At 67.2% G+C, this 16,594-nt stretch carries 15 protein-coding genes; 8 read left to right on the top strand and 7 right to left on the bottom strand.

What is annotated here, in order from left to right:
• Positions 1 to 148 precede the first annotated feature (148 nt).
• The 3 genes from OCUBac02_RS08520 (at position 149) to OCUBac02_RS08530 (ending at position 5,312) form a co-directional block, all read left to right on the top strand.
• The gene (locus OCUBac02_RS08520; RefSeq protein ID WP_173044903.1) at positions 149 to 3,748 is read left to right on the top strand and encodes a hydantoinase B/oxoprolinase family protein; all 3,600 of its coding nucleotides are present in this window, start codon (positions 149 to 151) and stop codon (positions 3,746 to 3,748) included.
• A gap of 174 nt (positions 3,749 to 3,922) precedes the next feature.
• Positions 3,923 to 4,618 (top strand): SDR family oxidoreductase, encoded by a 696-nt coding sequence (locus OCUBac02_RS08525; RefSeq protein WP_173044905.1) that lies wholly within the window; start codon positions 3,923 to 3,925, stop codon positions 4,616 to 4,618.
• A 106-nt stretch (positions 4,619 to 4,724) separates the two neighbouring features.
• Complete coding sequence (locus tag OCUBac02_RS08530) at positions 4,725 to 5,312, top strand: GNAT family N-acetyltransferase (RefSeq protein WP_244639133.1); 588 nt, start codon at positions 4,725 to 4,727, stop codon at positions 5,310 to 5,312.
• 15 nt (positions 5,313 to 5,327) lie between these two features.
• Here OCUBac02_RS08530 and OCUBac02_RS08535 read toward each other — a convergent pair whose 3' ends face one another.
• Entirely contained in the window at positions 5,328 to 6,320 is a 993-nt protein-coding gene (locus OCUBac02_RS08535; protein WP_173044907.1) for an alpha/beta hydrolase, read from the bottom strand.
• 183 nt (positions 6,321 to 6,503) lie between these two features.
• Here OCUBac02_RS08535 and OCUBac02_RS08540 point away from each other — a divergent pair, with 183 nt between their 5' ends.
• From OCUBac02_RS08540 to OCUBac02_RS08560, 5 genes are all read left to right on the top strand, one after another.
• Positions 6,504 to 8,180 carry a methyl-accepting chemotaxis protein gene (locus tag OCUBac02_RS08540; protein ID WP_173044909.1) on the top strand — a complete coding sequence of 559 codons (1,677 nt, stop codon included), beginning with the start codon at positions 6,504 to 6,506 and terminating at the stop codon, positions 8,178 to 8,180.
• Between the two features lie 81 nt (positions 8,181 to 8,261).
• Positions 8,262 to 9,353: an ATP-dependent DNA helicase gene (locus OCUBac02_RS08545; RefSeq protein WP_047581765.1), complete on the top strand. Its 1,092-nt coding sequence runs from the start codon at positions 8,262 to 8,264 to the stop codon at positions 9,351 to 9,353.
• Between the two features lie 232 nt (positions 9,354 to 9,585).
• Positions 9,586 to 9,984: a DUF1801 domain-containing protein gene (locus OCUBac02_RS08550; protein ID WP_173044911.1), complete on the top strand. Its 399-nt coding sequence runs from the start codon at positions 9,586 to 9,588 to the stop codon at positions 9,982 to 9,984.
• Positions 9,985 to 10,127: 143 nt separating this feature from the next.
• Positions 10,128 to 11,570 carry a DUF1800 domain-containing protein gene (locus tag OCUBac02_RS08555; protein ID WP_173044913.1) on the top strand — a complete coding sequence of 481 codons (1,443 nt, stop codon included), beginning with the start codon at positions 10,128 to 10,130 and terminating at the stop codon, positions 11,568 to 11,570.
• Positions 11,571 to 11,575: 5 nt separating this feature from the next.
• Complete coding sequence (locus OCUBac02_RS08560; protein ID WP_244639134.1) at positions 11,576 to 12,826, top strand: DUF1501 domain-containing protein; 1,251 nt, start codon at positions 11,576 to 11,578, stop codon at positions 12,824 to 12,826.
• A 128-nt stretch (positions 12,827 to 12,954) separates the two neighbouring features.
• Here the strand turns inward: OCUBac02_RS08560 and leuD are convergent, their stop codons facing one another.
• From leuD to rplS, 6 genes are all read right to left on the bottom strand, one after another.
• Positions 12,955 to 13,557: a 3-isopropylmalate dehydratase small subunit gene (gene leuD / locus OCUBac02_RS08565; protein ID WP_047575155.1), complete on the bottom strand. Its 603-nt coding sequence runs from the start codon at positions 13,555 to 13,557 to the stop codon at positions 12,955 to 12,957.
• Positions 13,558 to 13,586: 29 nt separating this feature from the next.
• Positions 13,587 to 14,021 (bottom strand): metallopeptidase family protein, encoded by a 435-nt coding sequence (locus tag OCUBac02_RS08570; protein WP_465247766.1) that lies wholly within the window; start codon positions 14,019 to 14,021, stop codon positions 13,587 to 13,589.
• Positions 14,022 to 14,032: 11 nt separating this feature from the next.
• Positions 14,033 to 14,278 (bottom strand): hypothetical protein, encoded by a 246-nt coding sequence (locus tag OCUBac02_RS08575; protein WP_047575152.1) that lies wholly within the window; start codon positions 14,276 to 14,278, stop codon positions 14,033 to 14,035.
• A 23-nt stretch (positions 14,279 to 14,301) separates the two neighbouring features.
• Positions 14,302 to 15,720, bottom strand: coding sequence for a 3-isopropylmalate dehydratase large subunit (gene leuC, locus OCUBac02_RS08580; RefSeq protein WP_173044915.1), 1,419 nt, complete (start codon positions 15,718 to 15,720; stop codon positions 14,302 to 14,304).
• Positions 15,721 to 15,828: 108 nt separating this feature from the next.
• Entirely contained in the window at positions 15,829 to 15,981 is a 153-nt protein-coding gene (locus tag OCUBac02_RS08585) for a hypothetical protein (RefSeq protein ID WP_173044917.1), read from the bottom strand.
• Between the two features lie 170 nt (positions 15,982 to 16,151).
• Positions 16,152 to 16,547, bottom strand: a complete 396-nt coding sequence (gene rplS / locus OCUBac02_RS08590; RefSeq protein WP_047575147.1) for a 50S ribosomal protein L19 — start codon at positions 16,545 to 16,547, stop codon at positions 16,152 to 16,154.
• Between the last annotated feature and the right edge of the window lie 47 nt (positions 16,548 to 16,594).

A 16,594-nucleotide genomic window follows, 5' to 3' on the forward strand; every position in this document is an offset into this window, starting at 1 on the left:
CTTTCGCGCCGGCCCGGCCCCTCAGCCATGTTCCAGCCACAATCGGGATCGTAGCCGGCAGAATTGCCTTGTCAATAACTCATCGACGATTTATCGATGATTTGTCATTGTCAGGTGATGCTGACGTATCCAAGGGGGGAGAGGGTCTATGTCGGCGGCTCATTGGGACTTCTGGATCGATCGCGGCGGCACCTTCACCGACGTGATCGGCCGCGATCCGGCTGGCAATCTCCATGCCAGGAAGATGCTTTCCGAGAATCCGGGTGCTTATCGCGACGCGGCCGTGCAGGGCATCCGCGAACATCTCGGGCTCAGGGCGGGCGAGCCGATCCCGACCGGGATCATCGGCGAGGTGCGCATGGGCACGACCGTCGCCACCAACGCGCTGCTGGAGCGCAAGGGCGACCGCACGCTGCTGGTGACGACCAAAGGCTTCCGCGACGCGCTGCGCATCGGCTACCAGGCCCGGCCGGACATCTTCGCCAAGCAGATCATCCTGCCCGAGGCGCTGTACGAAACGGTCGAGGAGATCGAGGAGCGCGTGCTGGCCGACGGCAGCGTCGAGCGCGCGCCCGACGAGGCGGCGATCCGCAACGCCCTGCAGGCGCAATACGATGCCGGCTTCCGCGCTGTCGCGATCGTCTTCATGCATGGCTACCGCTATCCGGCGCATGAGCAGGTTGCGGCCCGGATCGCGCGCGAAATCGGCTTCCCGCAGGTTTCGGTCAGCCACGAGGTCTCGCCGCTGGTGAAGCTGGTCGGACGCGGCGATACCGCCGTGGTCGATGCCTATCTCTCGCCCATCCTGCGCCGCTATGTGCAGCAGGTGTCGGAAGAGCTCGATATCGCCCGCACCGGCGCGCGCCTGATGTTCATGATGTCCTCGGGCGGCCTCACCGCCGGCGAGCTGTTCCAGGGCAAGGATGCGATCCTGTCCGGTCCGGCCGGTGGCGTCGTCGGCCTCGCCGAGACCGGCCGCTCGGCCGGGTTCGACAAGGTGATCGGCTTCGACATGGGCGGCACCTCGACCGACGTCGCGCATTTCGACGGTGAATACGAGCGCGCCTTCGAGACCGAGGTCGCCGGCGTGCGCATGCGCGCGCCGATGATGCTGATCCACACGGTCGCGGCTGGCGGCGGCTCTATTCTTCACTTCGATGGGCGGCGCTTCCGCGTCGGGCCGGATTCGGCCGGCGCCAATCCGGGCCCTGCCGCCTATCGCCGCGGCGGGCCGCTCGCGGTGACCGACGCCAATGTCATGGTCGGCAAGCTGATCCCGTCCTATTTCCCGGCGATCTTCGGGCCGGATCAGAACGAGCCGCTCGATGTCGGCATCGTCCGCAACAAGTTCGCGGTGCTGGCGGCCGAGGTCGGCGACGGGCGCAGCCCTGAGGAGGTCGCCGACGGCTTCATCCAGATCGCCGTCGCCAACATGGCCGAGGCGATAAAGAAGATTTCGGTCCAGCGCGGCTACGACATCACCCGCTATGCGCTGAATTCCTTCGGCGGCGCCGGTGGTCAGCATGCCTGCCTCGTGGCCGATGCGCTGGGCATCAAGACGGTGCTGCTGCACCCGTTCTCCGGCCTGCTCTCTGCCTATGGCATGGGGCTCGCCGAGATCCGCTCGACGCGGACATCGGCGCTGGATGTCGCGCTCGATGGCGAGGCCAAGGCCGCGATCGAGGCGGTCGCAGCGAAGCTCGCCGCCGATGCCAAGGCCGAAGTCGCCGGCCAGGGCGTGGCCGAGAGCGATATCACGATCCATACCCGCGCCCATATCCGCTATTCCGGCACCGATACCGCGATCGCGGTTCCGGCCGGCACGCGTGCCGAGATGCAGACGGCCTTCCAGACCGCGCACAAGGCCCGCTTCGGCTTCATGGACGAGACCAAGGCGCTGGTCGTCGAGGCGGTCGAGGTCGAGGCCGTCGGCGGCGGCGCCAAATTCGAGGAAGCAGCGGCTGGCGAGCAGGCCGGCGAGCCGGTTGCCGCCGAACGCACCCGCTTCTTCGCCAAGGGGCAGTGGCATGATGCGGCGATCGTGCGCCGCGAGGCGATCAGGCCCGGCCAGAGCGTCGCCGGACCGGCGATCATCATCGAGCCGAACCAGACCGTCGTCGTCGAGGAGGGTTGGAGCGCCAAGCTCACCGCCCGCGATCATCTCGTGCTGGTTCGGGTCAAGGCGCTGGTCCAGCAGGCGGCGATCGGCACCAAGGCCGATCCGGTGATGCTCGAGATCTTCAACAACCTGTTCATGTCGATCGCCGAGCAGATGGGCGTGACGCTGCAGAACACCGCCTATTCCGTGAACATCAAGGAGCGGCTCGACTTCTCCTGCGCCGTCTTCGACCAGACCGGCGCGCTCGTCGCCAATGCCCCGCACATGCCGGTGCATCTCGGCTCGATGGATCGTTCGGTCGAGACCGTGATCGCCAACAACCCCGTCATCAAGCCGGGCGACGTCTACTGCCTCAACGCGCCCTATAACGGCGGCACGCATCTGCCTGACATCACCGTCTGCACCCCGGTCTTCGATCCCGACGAGAAGGACATCCTGTTCTGGGTGGCGAGCCGCGGCCACCATGCCGATGTCGGCGGCACGGCGCCCGGTTCGATGTCGCCGCTGGCGACCAATATCGAGGAAGAGGGCGTCTATATCGACAATTTCAAGATCGTCGATCAGGGCCGCTTCTGCGAGGAGGACTTGGTCAAGCTCCTGACCGGCGCGCGCTATCCGGTGCGCAACGTCGTGCAGAACGTCAACGACCTGAAGGCGCAGATCGCCGCCAACGAGAAGGGTCTGGCCGAGCTGAAGAAGATGATCGGCTCCTTCGGCCTCGATGTCGTGCAGGCCTATATGGGCCATGTCCAGGACAACGCCGCGGAGAGCGTGGCGCGGCTTCTGACCAGGCTGCACGATTCCGAGTTCACCTATCCGATGGACCAGGGCTGCGCGATCAAGGTGAAGATCACCATCGATCGCGAGACGCGCGAGGCGACGGTCGACTTTACGGGTACCTCCGAGCAGCGGCCGGACAATTTCAACGCGCCGGCTCCGGTAACGCGGGCCGCCGTGCTCTATGTCTTCCGCGTCATGGTCGACGACGCGATCCCGATGAATGCCGGCTGCCTGCGTCCGATCCGGATCATCGTACCTGAAGGCTCGATGCTGGCGCCGCGCTATCCGGCGGCCGTCGTCGCGGGCAATGTCGAGGTGTCGCAGGCGGTGACGAACACACTGTTCGGTGCACTCAAGGCGATGTCCTGCTCGCAGGGCACGATGAACAATCTGACCTTCGGCAACGACCAGTACCAGTACTACGAGACGATCTGCTCGGGTTCGCCGGCCGGTCCCGGCTTCGACGGCACGTCGGGCGTGCATGTCCACATGACCAATTCGCGCCTGACCGATCCGGAGATCCTGGAGACGCGCTTCCCGGTGGTGCTGGAGGATTTCCACATCCGGAAGGGCTCGGGCGGCAAGGGTGAATGGTCGGCCGGCGACGGCACCTCGCGCACCATCCGCTTCCGCGAGACGATGGATTGCGCGATCCTGGCCTCGCATCGCCGGGTCCGGCCCTTCGGCGTCGATGGCGGCGAGGCGGGCGAGCTCGGCAAGACGCTGGTGCGCCGGCTCTCGGGCGCGGTCGAGGAGCTGAAGCCCTCCGACCAGACCCTGCTCCAGGCCGGCGAGGCGGTTACCGTGATCACGCCGACGGCGGGCGGGTACGGCAAGGCGAAGGGCTGAGGCGCCTTCGCCGTCATGGTCGGGCTTGTCCCGACCATCCACGTCTTCCCGTGTCGGGGACCGTGTTCAAGACGTGGATGCTCGCCACGAGGGCGAGCATGACGCGTGCGCGTTCGTGCCTCTGGTCAGAATGCGCGGATCGTCCTTAGCTCCGTCTTCTGCAAGGAGGCGGACATGCCCCAGACCTGGATGATCACCGGCGCCAATCGCGGCATCGGACTTGCCATCACCATCGAGCTGCTGCGCCGGGGCGACCGGGTGATCGCGGCGGCGCGCAATCCCTGGGGCGGGGCGCTGGCCGAGCTTGCGGCCGAGCATCCGGCGGCGCTGATCCCGGTGGAGCTCGATGTGACCTCCGATGCCAGCGTCGCGGCGGCTAAGGAGGCTCTCGCCGGACAGTCGATCGACGTGCTCCTGAACAATGCCGGGCTCTACGGGCCGCGCGACCGGCAGAGCGGGCTCGATGTCGATTTCGACGCCTGGCGCGAGGTCTTCGAGGTCAATGTCTATGCGCCGATCCGGGTGGCGCAGGCCTTCCTGCCGAATGTCGAGGCGGGGCAGGGCCGCAAGATCGCGACGATCTCCAGCCGCATGGGCTCCATCGCGGCCAATCCCGGCAATGCGCTGATCTACCGCTCGTCCAAATCGGCGGTGAACATGGCGATGGTCGTGTTCGGCAACAGCGTGCGCTCGCGCGATGTCAGCGTGATGCTGTTCCATCCCGGCTGGGTCCAGACCGACATGGGCGGCAGCGGCGCCGACATCACGCCGACCGAAAGCGCCAACGGCCTGATCCGCACCATTGACGCGTCCGGCATGGCGCAGACCAACAGTTTTCGCGATTATACCGGCGAGGCGATCGCCTGGTAGGACCGAGGCGCTGTCGCTTCCGGTCTTGCTCTCCTGTCAGGTTCCGGACCGGGGCTGGCTAAGCTCCGATCCGTCGGCAAGACAGGCACCTGCGGGAGGAGAGGCCATGGCCGGGGCAGACGAGATGTTGGTCGTCCCGCTGACGCCGGAGCGCTGGCGCGATCTGGAGAATCTCTTCGGTCCGCAGGGACCGTGTTATGGCTGCTGGTGCAACCATTTCCGCATGCCGCAGCGCTTGCGCAAGCCCTTGCTCGGCGAGGGCGCGCGCCAGCTCTTCGAGGATCGCGTGAAGAACGGGCCGCCGCCCGGCGTGCTCGCCTATGCCGGGGACAAGCCCGTCGGCTGGCTGCAGGTCGGGCCGCGCGCCGATATCCCCGAATGGAACAACCCGCGCCGCGCCTCGACGCCGCTGCCGGATGCGCCGGCCGAGGATATCGGCAACTGGGCGGCGTCCTGCTTCTTCGTGCGCAAGGGCTTTCGTGGCAAAGGCGTCACCGGCGCGCTGGTCGATGGGGCGGTGACCTTCGCGCGTGAGAGCGGCGCGCGATTGATCGAGGCCGCGGCCATGGACAACCGCGACAAGCGCAGCGCCGAGGGCCTTTATGTCGGGCCGGAAAGCGTGTTCCTGCGCGCCGGCTTCGTCGAGGTCGCCCGGCAGAAGCCGGGGCGGCCGCTGCTCAGGCTGGTGTTGTAGGGCGAAGACGGCCGGTCAGCGCGAGAGCTTCTCCAGGAAAGCCGTCAGGCGATCGAGCGCCTGTTTGCCCTCGGGGCGGTCGAGATCGAACTGGTATTCGTGCGGCAGCTTCGGGGCGGGCTCGGGCGGGAAGAACAATGTGTCGACCGTGACGCCGCGATCGCGCAGCGCCTGCGCCAGCACCACCGATTGCGGCGCCAGCGGGTCGCCGTTCCCGACCGAAATGAAGCTCGGCGGGAAGGCTTCGGTGACATAGCGCGGTACCGCGGCTTCCGTGATCTGCTCGCTCTCCAGCGGATTGGACGTACCGAAATAGGCCAGCAGCACCGAGCGGATGAAGCCGCCATAGGCGCCGGTCAGATCGAATGCCGTCGGGTCGAAGGCCCCGCAGAACAGGATGGTGCCGCGCAGGCTCGCCGGCGTCACCTCCGGCTTCAAGCCGAGCCGCTGGGCGTAGTCGGCGCCGGTCAGGCCGGCCGCGAGCTGGGCGGCGATATGCGCGCCGGCCGAATCCCCGGCCAGCACGAGCCGCGACGGGTCGAGGCCGAGGCGTTGCCCCTCGCGTTGCAGGAAGCCCAGCGCGGCGTTCGCCTGCAGCACGGGCGTCGGGTAGCGGGCCGCCGGAGCGCGGGTATAGCCGATGGCGACCGTCGCGAAGCCGCGCCCGGCGAGGATCCTGAGATAGGGCGCGACATCCCCGCGGTCGCCGGCGACGAAGGCGCCGCCATGGATCCAGACGATGGTCGGGCGGCCGGGTTCGATGCGGCCGCCGGGCGGGAGATAGATATCGAGCTTCTCGTCCTCCGCGCCGCCATAGCGGATGTCGCGCTGTTCGCGGATGCCGAACGGGGCGTGGGGGGCGAGCGCCGCCGCGGTCTTCGAGGCGCCGTAGCCGAAGGCGAGGCGCGTCAGCAGGGCCGAAGGCCAGGGCGAGAGCACGAAGGCGGCATAGCCGATAAAGGCCAGGCCGAGGCAGAGCAGGAGGATTCGTTTGGCGCGGCGTCTCATGGCGCGAAGCTAGGCCGGCCTGCGATCCCTCGCAATCTCGGCGAAGCCCCGATTGCGAGCTCATGGACCGGTGCGATGTGTATCCGGCTAAGATATTGATATTGTTGTGACATTATGGCCAACGTTAACCTCGTGTTCGTTTGCCTCTGTCAGATGGACGGCGGCTACGAGACTGAGGCGACGATGCGGCGACTGGGACTGACGGCGAAGATCATGATTTTCTTCGCGCTTCTGGGCCTTGCCGGGGCACTCGGCCTCGTCAGTGCCTTGCGCGGGTTCGACGAGGCCCGGCGCATCGATGCCGCAGCCTTCAGGGATATCCGCCTCGCCGGCAGCGCTTCGCTGCTCTCCAGCCGGATCGCGGCAGCCGCGCTGCTCAGCCGGGTCGGCGGGGACAGCTCACCGCGGGAGATCGAGGCGATGATCGGCAAGCTCGATGCCGCCATCGAACTGGTCGATGCGGCGCGGGCACATCTGATCTCCGCCCTGCCGGTGAGCCTGCGTGACGCGAACCCGACGCTCGATGCACGGATCAAGACCTTCATCGCGTTCCAGCACGGCATCGTCGATATCGGGCAGCGGATTTCGGCCAAGGCTGCCCTGCTCGAAGCGGAGGCGGCCGAGGCCCGCGCCAATGTCGACGAGATCGTCGCGACGACCGCCGCCTTGCGCGACGAACTGGCCAAGCGTGCAGGAGAAGCTTCCATTCGGGCCGCGGCGCGGGCGGAAGCCGTTCGCTCCCGAACGATCCTCTTCGCCGTTCTCCTGCCGCTCGGCGGCGGGGTTCTGGCGCTGCTGATGCTACGCAGCCAGTTGACCCGCCCCCTGCGCGATCTGATGGCGGCGATCCGGCAGGCCGTCGCGTCCGACCGCGTGATCGAGGTGCCGCATCGCGACCGGGCCGACGAGATCGGCCAGCTCGCGCGCGTCGTGCGCCAGCTCAGCGAGGTCCGGGCGACATTGGTGACGCGCGAGAGCGAGGCCGACGATGCGCGGCGGCTGGAGCAGCTCCGTAATGCGGAGCTGGCGGGGATCGCCGACGAGTTCGAGGCGCGGCTCGGCGCTCTGCTTGGCGAAATCGGCCGGGCGAGCGAGGGGCTGCGCATGGCGCTGCAGGACGCCGCTATCCGCGTCCACCAGATATCGCGGAGCACCGAGACGGCGGCTGCTTCGGTCGACGGAGCCGGAATCGACGCCCGCCGTTCCAGCGAGGCGGCCTTGCGGCTGGATGTCGTTCTCGGCCAGATCAACGCCGAGGTTCGGCGCGTGTCGGAAATGGCGACGGAGGCGACCCGTGAGGCGGCCGGGACCCATGCGCTGGTGACGCGCTTGACGGAGAATGCCGGCCAGATCCGCGATGTCGTCGGCATCATCGACGCGGTGGCGCGCCAGACCAACCTGCTCGCGCTCAACGCGACGATCGAGGCGGCGCGTGCCGGCATCCATGGGCGCGGTTTCGCCGTGGTCGCCGCCGAGGTTAAGACGCTCGCCAACCAGGCGTCGGACGCGGCCGGGCGGATCGTCAGCCGGATCGCGCAGGCCGACGAGGCTCTGTCGCAGGCCGCCGAGGCCGTGTCCGTGATCGGGACGCGCGTCGCGGCGGTCGAGCAGACCGGCACCGAGATCGCGATCATGGTGGGCTCTCATGTGGAGTTGCTGGGCTCGCTCGGCGAGACGGTCGCGCGCATTTCGGATGTCACCGGCACCGCGGCGATGGCAATGGGCGAGATCGCCGCCGCCAATCTTCAGACCGTCGGCCAGGCCGATACCGGGGCGGCGAGCGCAAGCGAACTCGACCGGCGCATCAACGCCCTCCAGGCGGAAGCCACGGCTTTTGTCCGGCGATTGCGCGCGGCCTGAGCGGTTTCGATCGCGCCGGGCTTGTCTTGAAGCCCGACTCGGCCCCATCTGCGCCATGCCCTTTTCGACGATGGTCACGCGATGAGCTGGTCGCCCCAGCAGGATATGGCCTTGACCGCCGTGGCGCGCTGGCTGCAATCCGGCGAGCCGCAGCTCTTCCGCATGTTCGGCTATGCCGGCACCGGCAAGACGACGCTCGCGCGCCATATCGCCGAGGCTGTCGACGGCGACGTCGTCTTCGCCGCCTATACCGGCAAGGCCGCGCTCGTGCTGCGCAACAAGGGCTGCCATGGCGCGCAGACCATCCATTCGCTGATCTATCGCTCGCGCGGCGTCGACGAGGAGAGCCCGATCTTCGCGCTGAACCGCGACAGCGCAGCGGCCAAGGCGAAGCTGATCATCATCGACGAATGCTCGATGGTCGACGAGGAATTGGGCCGGGACCTGCTTTCCTTCGGCACGCCGGTTCTGGTGCTGGGCGATCCGGCGCAACTGCCCCCGGTCAAGGGCGGCGGCTTCTTCACCGAGCAGGAGCCGGACGTCATGCTGACGGAGGTGCACCGGCAGGCGGCGGACAACCCGATCGTGCGGATGTCGATGATCGTGCGCGAGGGCGGGCAGCTCGATCTCGGCGATTACGGCCCGAGCCGGGTGATCCGACGCCATGAGATCAATCCCGAGATCGTCATGGGCGCCGACCAGGTGCTGGTCGGCATGAACAAGACGCGGCGCAACTACAATGCCCGCATCCGCCAGTTGATGGGTCGTGCCGACAACAGCCCCGTCGCCGGCGAGAAGCTGGTCTGCCTGCGCAACGACAAGAGCAAGGGCCTGCTCAACGGCGGCTCCTGGATCGTGCAGGAGATCAAGACCTCGAAAAAGGGGCTGATCACCATGCGCGTCACGCCGGAGGACGATGCCGGCGGCAAGGCGGTGAAGGTCTCGGTGCTGCCGAATTTCTTCGACGGCACCGAGGAGGAGGTGCCGTGGGAGCTGCGCAAGCATACCGACGAGTTCACCTTCGGCTATGCGCTGACCGTGCATAAGTCGCAGGGCTCGCAATGGGACGATGTCGTGCTGTTCGACGAAAGTTTCGCCTTCCGCGAGCACCGGGCGCGCTGGCTCTATACCGGCCTGACGCGCGCGGCCGAGACGATCACGGTCGTGGTTTAAGGTTGGTTGCCGGCGCGGAACTGCGCCGTCATTCCGGGGCAAGCCGCAGGCTTGAGCCCGGAATCCAGAACCGATGCCGTTCTGAGTTCGAGAGATGGCTCAACCGTGCTTCTTCTGGAGCGGGCATCGGATCTGGATTCCGGGCTCTTCGCTTCGCGAAGCCCCGGAATGACGGCGTGGTTGCACCAAAACGCGGTATGTTCTCGGAGTGCTGAAAAGAAAGGAGCGTGCCATGGCGAAGGACGAGGTTCAGGACCAGACGGCTTCCGAACTCATCGACGCGAAGATCGCGTCGCTCGTCGACTGGCGGGGCGAGACGCTGGCGCGGATGCGCGCGCTGATCCGCGAGGCCGATCCCGACGTGGTCGAGGAGGTGAAATGGCGCGGCGTGCCGGTCTGGTCCCATGGCGGGATCATCTGCACGGGCGAGACCTACAAGAGCGTGGTCAAGCTGACTTTCATGAAGGGCGCTTCGCTCGCCGACCCCGCAGGGCTGTTCAATTCGAGCCTGGAGGGCAATGCCCGTCGTGCCCTCGATATCCGCGAGGGCGAAGTGGTGGATGGGGATGCTTTCAGGGCGCTGATCGGGGAGGCTGTCGCGCTCAACATGTCCGGCAAGAAAGCTCGCTGAGTTCGAATTCAGGCAGAATACGTCCATTTGGCGAGGGTTTTGGCGTCCGATTTGCCTAACATTGCCGAATTGTCATGAAAGCCGTCGGCTTTTCGCCATAGTCGGCACCGATCCTCGCGGCACGATCAGCGGAGGCCGTGCGGATGGCGGAGGCGGGCGAACTGAAGGCAGGGGCGATCGCACTGCAGCGGTTCGGCCTGGGGCCGAAGCCCGGTCAGGGCGAGGCGGCGCGAGCTCAGGTTCGCGACAGGCTTCTGGCCGAGATCGCGGCTGGCAGGGTTGCGCAGCCAGAGAGCGTGACCTTTTCCGGCGCGGCCGAAATCGGCAAGGCACTCTACGATTTCGAGGACCAGCAGAAGCGCGAGCGCGAGGCACGCCGCGTCGCGGTCGTTCCCGCCCCACAGGGGACGCAGGTCGCGAACGCCGCGCCGCAGAACCAGATGGTCCCGGCGTCGAAGCCCGCGAACGAACCGGCGCTGCCTTACCGGACCTATCGCGACGAGGTGAAGGCACGGGTCGATCTCGCGCTTGCGGCCGAGACCGGCTTCGGCGAGCGATTGGTGATGTTCTGGTCGAACCATTTCTGCATCGGTGCGACCAAGAGCAACCTGTGCCGGATCATGGCCGGCGCCTATGAGCGCGAGGCGATCCGCCCGCATGTCTTCGGACGTTTCGAGGACATGCTGATCGCGGCGGAAAGCCATCCGGCGATGCTGGATTTCCTCGACAACCGCCAGTCGATCGGTCCGAACTCTCCGGCGGGGCGGCGGCGCGGGCGCGGGCTCAACGAGAACCTCGCTCGCGAAATCCTGGAGCTGCACACGCTCGGCGTCTCCGGTGGCTATGCCCAGGCCGATGTGACCAATCTCGCCCGGATCATCACGGGCTGGACGGTGGTCGGGCGAGAGGGCGTGCTCGGCTTTCCCGGCTCCTTCGCCTTCAATTCCGGCCTGCACGAGCCGGGCGTGACGCCTCTGCTCGGGCGCCGCTACGACCAGCCGGGCAAGGCGCAAGGCATCGCCGCGCTGACAGATCTTGCGCATCATCCGGCGACGGCCAGGTTCATCGCGACGAAGCTTGCCCGCCATTTCGTCGCCGATGCGCCACCGCGAGCGCTGGTCGAGAAACTGGCCGGAACCTTCCGGCAGAGCGGCGGCGACCTGCCGAGCCTCTATCGCACTCTGATCGACGACGATGCGGCCTGGCGGGCGCCGGCCAGCAAGATCAGGTCACCGCAGGAGTTTCTGCTGGCCTCCTATCGTGCGCTCGGCCGCAAGCCGGATTTCGGCCAGATCATCGGGCCGGTCGGCGTCATGGGGCAATCCTTCTGGCAGCCCTCTGGCCCCAACGGCTATGCCGACGACAATGCGGCCTGGGCCTCGGCCGAGGGGCTGAAGACGCGGGTCGATGTCGCCGCCGGCTGGGGGCGGCAGGCTGCGGGCTCGGTCGCCGATCCGCGAGTGCTCGCCGAGGACATGCTCGGGCCGTTGATCTCCCCGGAGACGAAGCAGGCGGTGGCGCGGGCCGAGAGCAAGCCGCAGGCGCTCGCGCTCCTGCTGATGTCGCCCGAATTCCAGCGGAGGTGACGCCGATGGCCGATCATGACGACGATGATTGCGAACGGATGACGCCGTCGCGTCGCGCCATCCTTGGTGCGGCGGGAGCGCTCTTCGCCTGGTCCTTCGTACCGAAATTCGCCTATGCGGCGGCGGGCAGTCGCGATCCGCGCTTCCTGCTCGTCATCCTGCGCGGAGCGCTCGACGGGCTTTCCGCCGTGCCGCCGATCGGCGATCCCGCTTATGCCGGCTTGCGCGAAGGCATCGCGCTCGCCAAGGATGGGCCGGAGGCGGCGCTGCCGCTCGACGGCTTCTTCTACCTGCATCCGGCGATGCCGAACCTGGCGCGCCTCTACAAGCAAGGGCAGGCGACGATCGTCCATGCCGCCGCGACCGGCTATCGCGAGCGCTCGCATTTCGACGGGCAGGACGTTCTGGAGAGCGGTCAGCCGGGCGCGGGGCGCACGGAGAGCGGCTGGCTCAACCGCCTGATCGCGAACCTGCCGGCGGGCGAAGACATTTCGCGCAAGGGCGTGCTCGGCGTCGGCGTCGTGCCACCGCTGGTGGTGCGCGGCGGTGCGCCGGTGCTGGGCTGGGCGCCGCCGCGCATGGCGCGTGCCGGCAGCGACCTGACGATGCGGCTGGCCGATCTCTACGGCCAGCGCGATCCCGGATTGGCGCGGGCACTGGCGCAGGCGATCGAGACCGAAGGGCTGGCGCAAAGGCGTGGCATGGCCGGCGAGCAGAGGGGCGGCGGCGGGCCGGATACGGCCGATGGCATGCGCCGCATCGCGGAGGGCGCGGCGGCGCTGGTCGGAGCGGATGACGGGCCGCGCATCGCCGCGCTGGCTTTCGAAGGCTGGGACACCCATGCCAACGAGGGCGGGGCCAAGGGGCGCCTCGCGAATCTGCTCGGCGGGCTCGACGGGGCCTTTGCCGCCTTCGAGCAGGGCATGGCGTCGGTCTGGAAGAACACGGTGGTGATGGTCGCGACCGAATTCGGCCGGACGGCTGCCGTCAACGGTACGACGGGAACCGATCACGGTACCGGCACGGTCGCCTTCCTTGTCGGCGGTGGTGTGAAAGGCGGCCGGGTCGTCGCCGACTGGCCGGGGCTGAAATCGGAACAGCTCTACCAGAATCGCGATTTGAAACCGACGACGGATATCCGGGCCGTCGCCAAGGGCGTGGTCTCGGAGCTGTTCGGGCTCTCCGGCCCAATTCTGGCCGAGAAGGTGTTCCCGGAGACCGGCGATCTCAAGCCCGTGCAGGGACTGGTGGTTTAGCGCTATGCGCTATGCTCGCCCCTTGTGGCGAGCATCCGCCTACTAGGTGAGGGTTCGGAGCAAATGGCTTGAAGACGTGGATGGTCGGGACAGGCCCGACCATGACGCGGATTCGAAGCCGCCCGGTCTCAGGCCCAGGCGCGCTGCTTCAGCTTATCCTCGTAGGCCTCGATCTTCGCGCCCTTCTCCATGGTCAGGCCGATATCGTCGAGGCCGTTCAGCAGGCAGTGCTTGCGGAACGGGTCGATCTCGAACCTGATCTCGCCGCCATCGGGCCCCGTGATCGTCTGGTTCTGGAGGTCGATCGTCAGCGTCGCGTTGGAGCCGCGCTCGGCGTCGTCGAACAGCATGTCGAGCTGCTCGGGCGTGACCTTGATCGGCAGGATGCCGTTCTTGAAGCAATTATTGTAGAAGATGTCGGCGAAGCTGGTGGAGATCACGCAGCGGATGCCGAAATCGAGCAGCGCCCAGGGCGCGTGCTCGCGCGACGAGCCACAGCCGAAATTGTCGCCGGCGACCAGGATTTCCGCCTTGCGATAGGCCGGCTGGTTCAGGACGAAATCGGGGTTCTCCGAGCCGTCCTCCTTGTAGCGCATCTCCGAGAACAAAGCGGTGCCGAGGCCGGTGCGCTTGATCGTCTTCAGGTACTGCTTGGGGATGATCATGTCGGTATCGACATTGACCACCTTCATGGGGGCGGGGGTGGAGGTCAGCGTGGTGAAGGGCTGCATGATTGGTGTCCTTGCTTCAAGGCCGGGCTCTAGCCGGCCGCCTGTTCGATGGCTTCCATGTCCTCGTCGGAGAAGCCGAAATGGTGGCCGATCTCGTGGACCATGACATGGGTGACGATGGAGCCGAGGCTCTCGTCATGTTCGGCCCAGTAGTCGAGGATCGGACGGCGATAGAGGTGGATGGTGTTGGGCATCTGGCCGGTCTGCGGAGCATAGCCCTGCTGCGGCAGGCCGACGCCGCTGAACAGGCCGAGCAGGTCGAACGGGCTTTCCGCCTCCAGCTCCTTCAGCACGTCGTCCTCGGGAAACTCGGTGACGTTGAAGATCACGTCCGCGCAGAGCGCGCGGAACTCTTCCGGCAGGCGGTCGAAGGCTGCCTGGGCCAGGACCTCGAACGCCTGCTGGGACGGCGCGTTGACGCCGTCCCAGTCGATCTCCGCTGTTGTCGCGACCCTGGCGTCCACGGCCTTAGCCCTCACCAGATTTTCAGTTGGTAACCGAGCCACCAGGCCAGCACGATGACGCCGACAAGCGAGAGGGAGCGGCCGATGCGCCGGCCCCAGAGCTCGACCTTGTCGCCCTCGGGCGCGTCGGCGCCCGAGAAGTGGTCGGCCGCCCGGCCCATCGAGGAGCCGAGCAGGCTTTCGCTGTCGCGCTTGACCCGATCCAGCGCCGCCCTGGATTCGGCGGCGCGCCCGGCTTCGCGGGGATCGTTCGACATGGTCAGCTCCCCGCCTGTCCGCGTCAGCCCAGCGTGCGGACGTCGACGAAGCGGCCGGTGAGGGCCGCCGCCGCCGCCATCGCCGGCGAGACGAGGTGGGTGCGGCCGCGATAGCCCTGGCGGCCTTCGAAATTGCGGTTCGAGGTCGAGGCGGCGCGCTGGCCGGGCTTGAGCTGGTCGGGGTTCATGCCCAGGCACATCGAGCAGCCGGGCTCGCGCCATTCGAAGCCGGCGGCGATGAAGATCTTGTCGAGACCTTCGGCCTCGGCCTGCTCCTTCACCAGGCCGGAGCCGGGAACGATCATGCCGTAGTCGAGGCTCTCGTGGAGCTTCTTGCCTTCGACGATCCTGGCGACCGTGCGCAGGTCCTCGATGCGGCCATTGGTGCAGGAGCCGATCCAGATCACGTCGAGCGGGATGTCGGTGATCTTGGTGCCGGCGGTCAGGCCCATATACTCGAGCGCGCGCTTCTTCGAGGCGCGCTTGACCTCGTCGGCGATCAGCTCGGGATCCGGAACGGCGCCGGTGACCGAGATCACGTCCTCGGGGCTCGTGCCCCAGGAGACGATCGGCGGCAGGTTGGCGGCGTCGAGCTTCACGATGCGGTCGAAATGCGCGCCTTCGTCGGTGCGCAGCGTCTCCCAGTAGCGCACGGCCGCGTCCCAGGCGGCGCCCTGCGGCGCCTTGGGGCGGCCCTTCAGATAGGCGAAGGCCTTCTCGTCCGGGGCGACCATGCCGGCGCGGGCGCCACCCTCGATCGACATGTTGCAGACCGTCATGCGGCCTTCCATGGTCAGGCCGCGGATGGCTTCACCCGCGTACTCGATCACAGAGCCGGTGCCGCCGGCGGTGCCGATCTCGCCGATGATGGCCAGGGTGATGTCCTTGGCGCCGACGCCGGGCGCAGGCGTGCCGTCCACCTGGACGAGCATGTTCATCGCCTTCTTCTGGATCAGCGTCTGGGTGGCGAGCACATGCTCGACCTCCGAGGTGCCGATGCCATGGGCGAGCGCACCGAAAGCGCCATGGGTCGAGGTGTGCGAGTCGCCGCAGACGATCGTCGTGCCGGGCAGGGTGAAGCCCTGCTCGGGGCCGACGATGTGGACGATGCCCTGGCGCTTGTCGAGCTCGTTGAAATACTCGACGCCAAAGTCCCTGGCGTTCTTCGCGAGCGCCTCGACCTGGATGCGGCTTTCCTCTTCCTGGATACCCTTGGAACGGTCGGTCGTCTGGATGTTGTGGTCGACGACGGCGAGCGTCTTCTCAGGCGCGCGAACCTTGCGGCCGGTCATGCGCAGACCCTCGAAGGCCTGCGGGCTCGTCACCTCATGGACGAGGTGGCGGTCGATATAGAGCAGGCAGGTGCCGTCATCCTGCCTGTCGACGACATGGTCGTCGAAAATCTTGTCGTAGAGCGTCTGGGGACCCTTGGTCGCAGTCATGGCTTGGTCTCGGTCTTCTGGAATCTGCTTGTGAGATCATGCGCCGGTCCGCCGGAGCCGGCACGCAAAGCGGTACGCCTGTCGCCGGCCGCGCTGAGGCGGCCGGTCTCAGGCGCCGGTAAGGCCTGCGGCAATCGATGCGGTGAAGCGGCCGAAGAAGCGCCAGGGCAGACGGGCATGGTCGTGCAGCGCGGCAAAGTCCTGCGTCGTCGGCAGGGGCGGCAGATGGCCCTCTCCCCGCACGGCACTGAAGCGCTGCAAATGATGCTCACACGGCGACATGGCTAGTGTTTAGCAGTTCCAATCAAGCCGGACAATCGGGCGCCATGCCCGATGCGCATCCTCGCACCCTCGCCGCAATAAAAAACGCGGCCCCGAGGGACCGCGCTCCAATCTTTCCGCACCGAAGCTTTCGGCGCCGAGGCTTCGGCTTACTTGCCGGCGCCCTTCTGGCCCTTGGCGGGCTTGGCATCGACGCGCTCGGCGATGCGGGCCGACTTGCCGCGGCGATCGCGCAGGTAATACAGCTTGGCGCGACGCACCTTGCCCTTGCGGATGACCTTGATCGAATCGAGGTTCGGCGAGAACAGCGGGAAGACGCGCTCGACGCCCTCGCCATAGGAAATCTTGCGGACGGTGAAGCTCTGGTTGAGGCCGCCGCCGTTGCGGGCGATCACGACACCCTCATAGGCCTGGACGCGGCTGCGCTCGCCTTCCTTGACCTTGACGTTGACCTGCACGGTGTCGCCGGGCTGGAAGGCGGGGATGGCCTTGCCTTCGCTGAGCTTGGCGATCTGCTCGGCATCGAGCTGTTCGATGATGTTCATGGGTCTCTCCATGGCCGTATTCGCGCGGAAGCGCGGGCTTTCGGCTC

Origin of the sequence: Bosea sp. ANAM02, from assembly GCF_011764485.1 — a bacterium.
GTDB lineage: Bacteria > Pseudomonadota > Alphaproteobacteria > Rhizobiales > Beijerinckiaceae > Allobosea.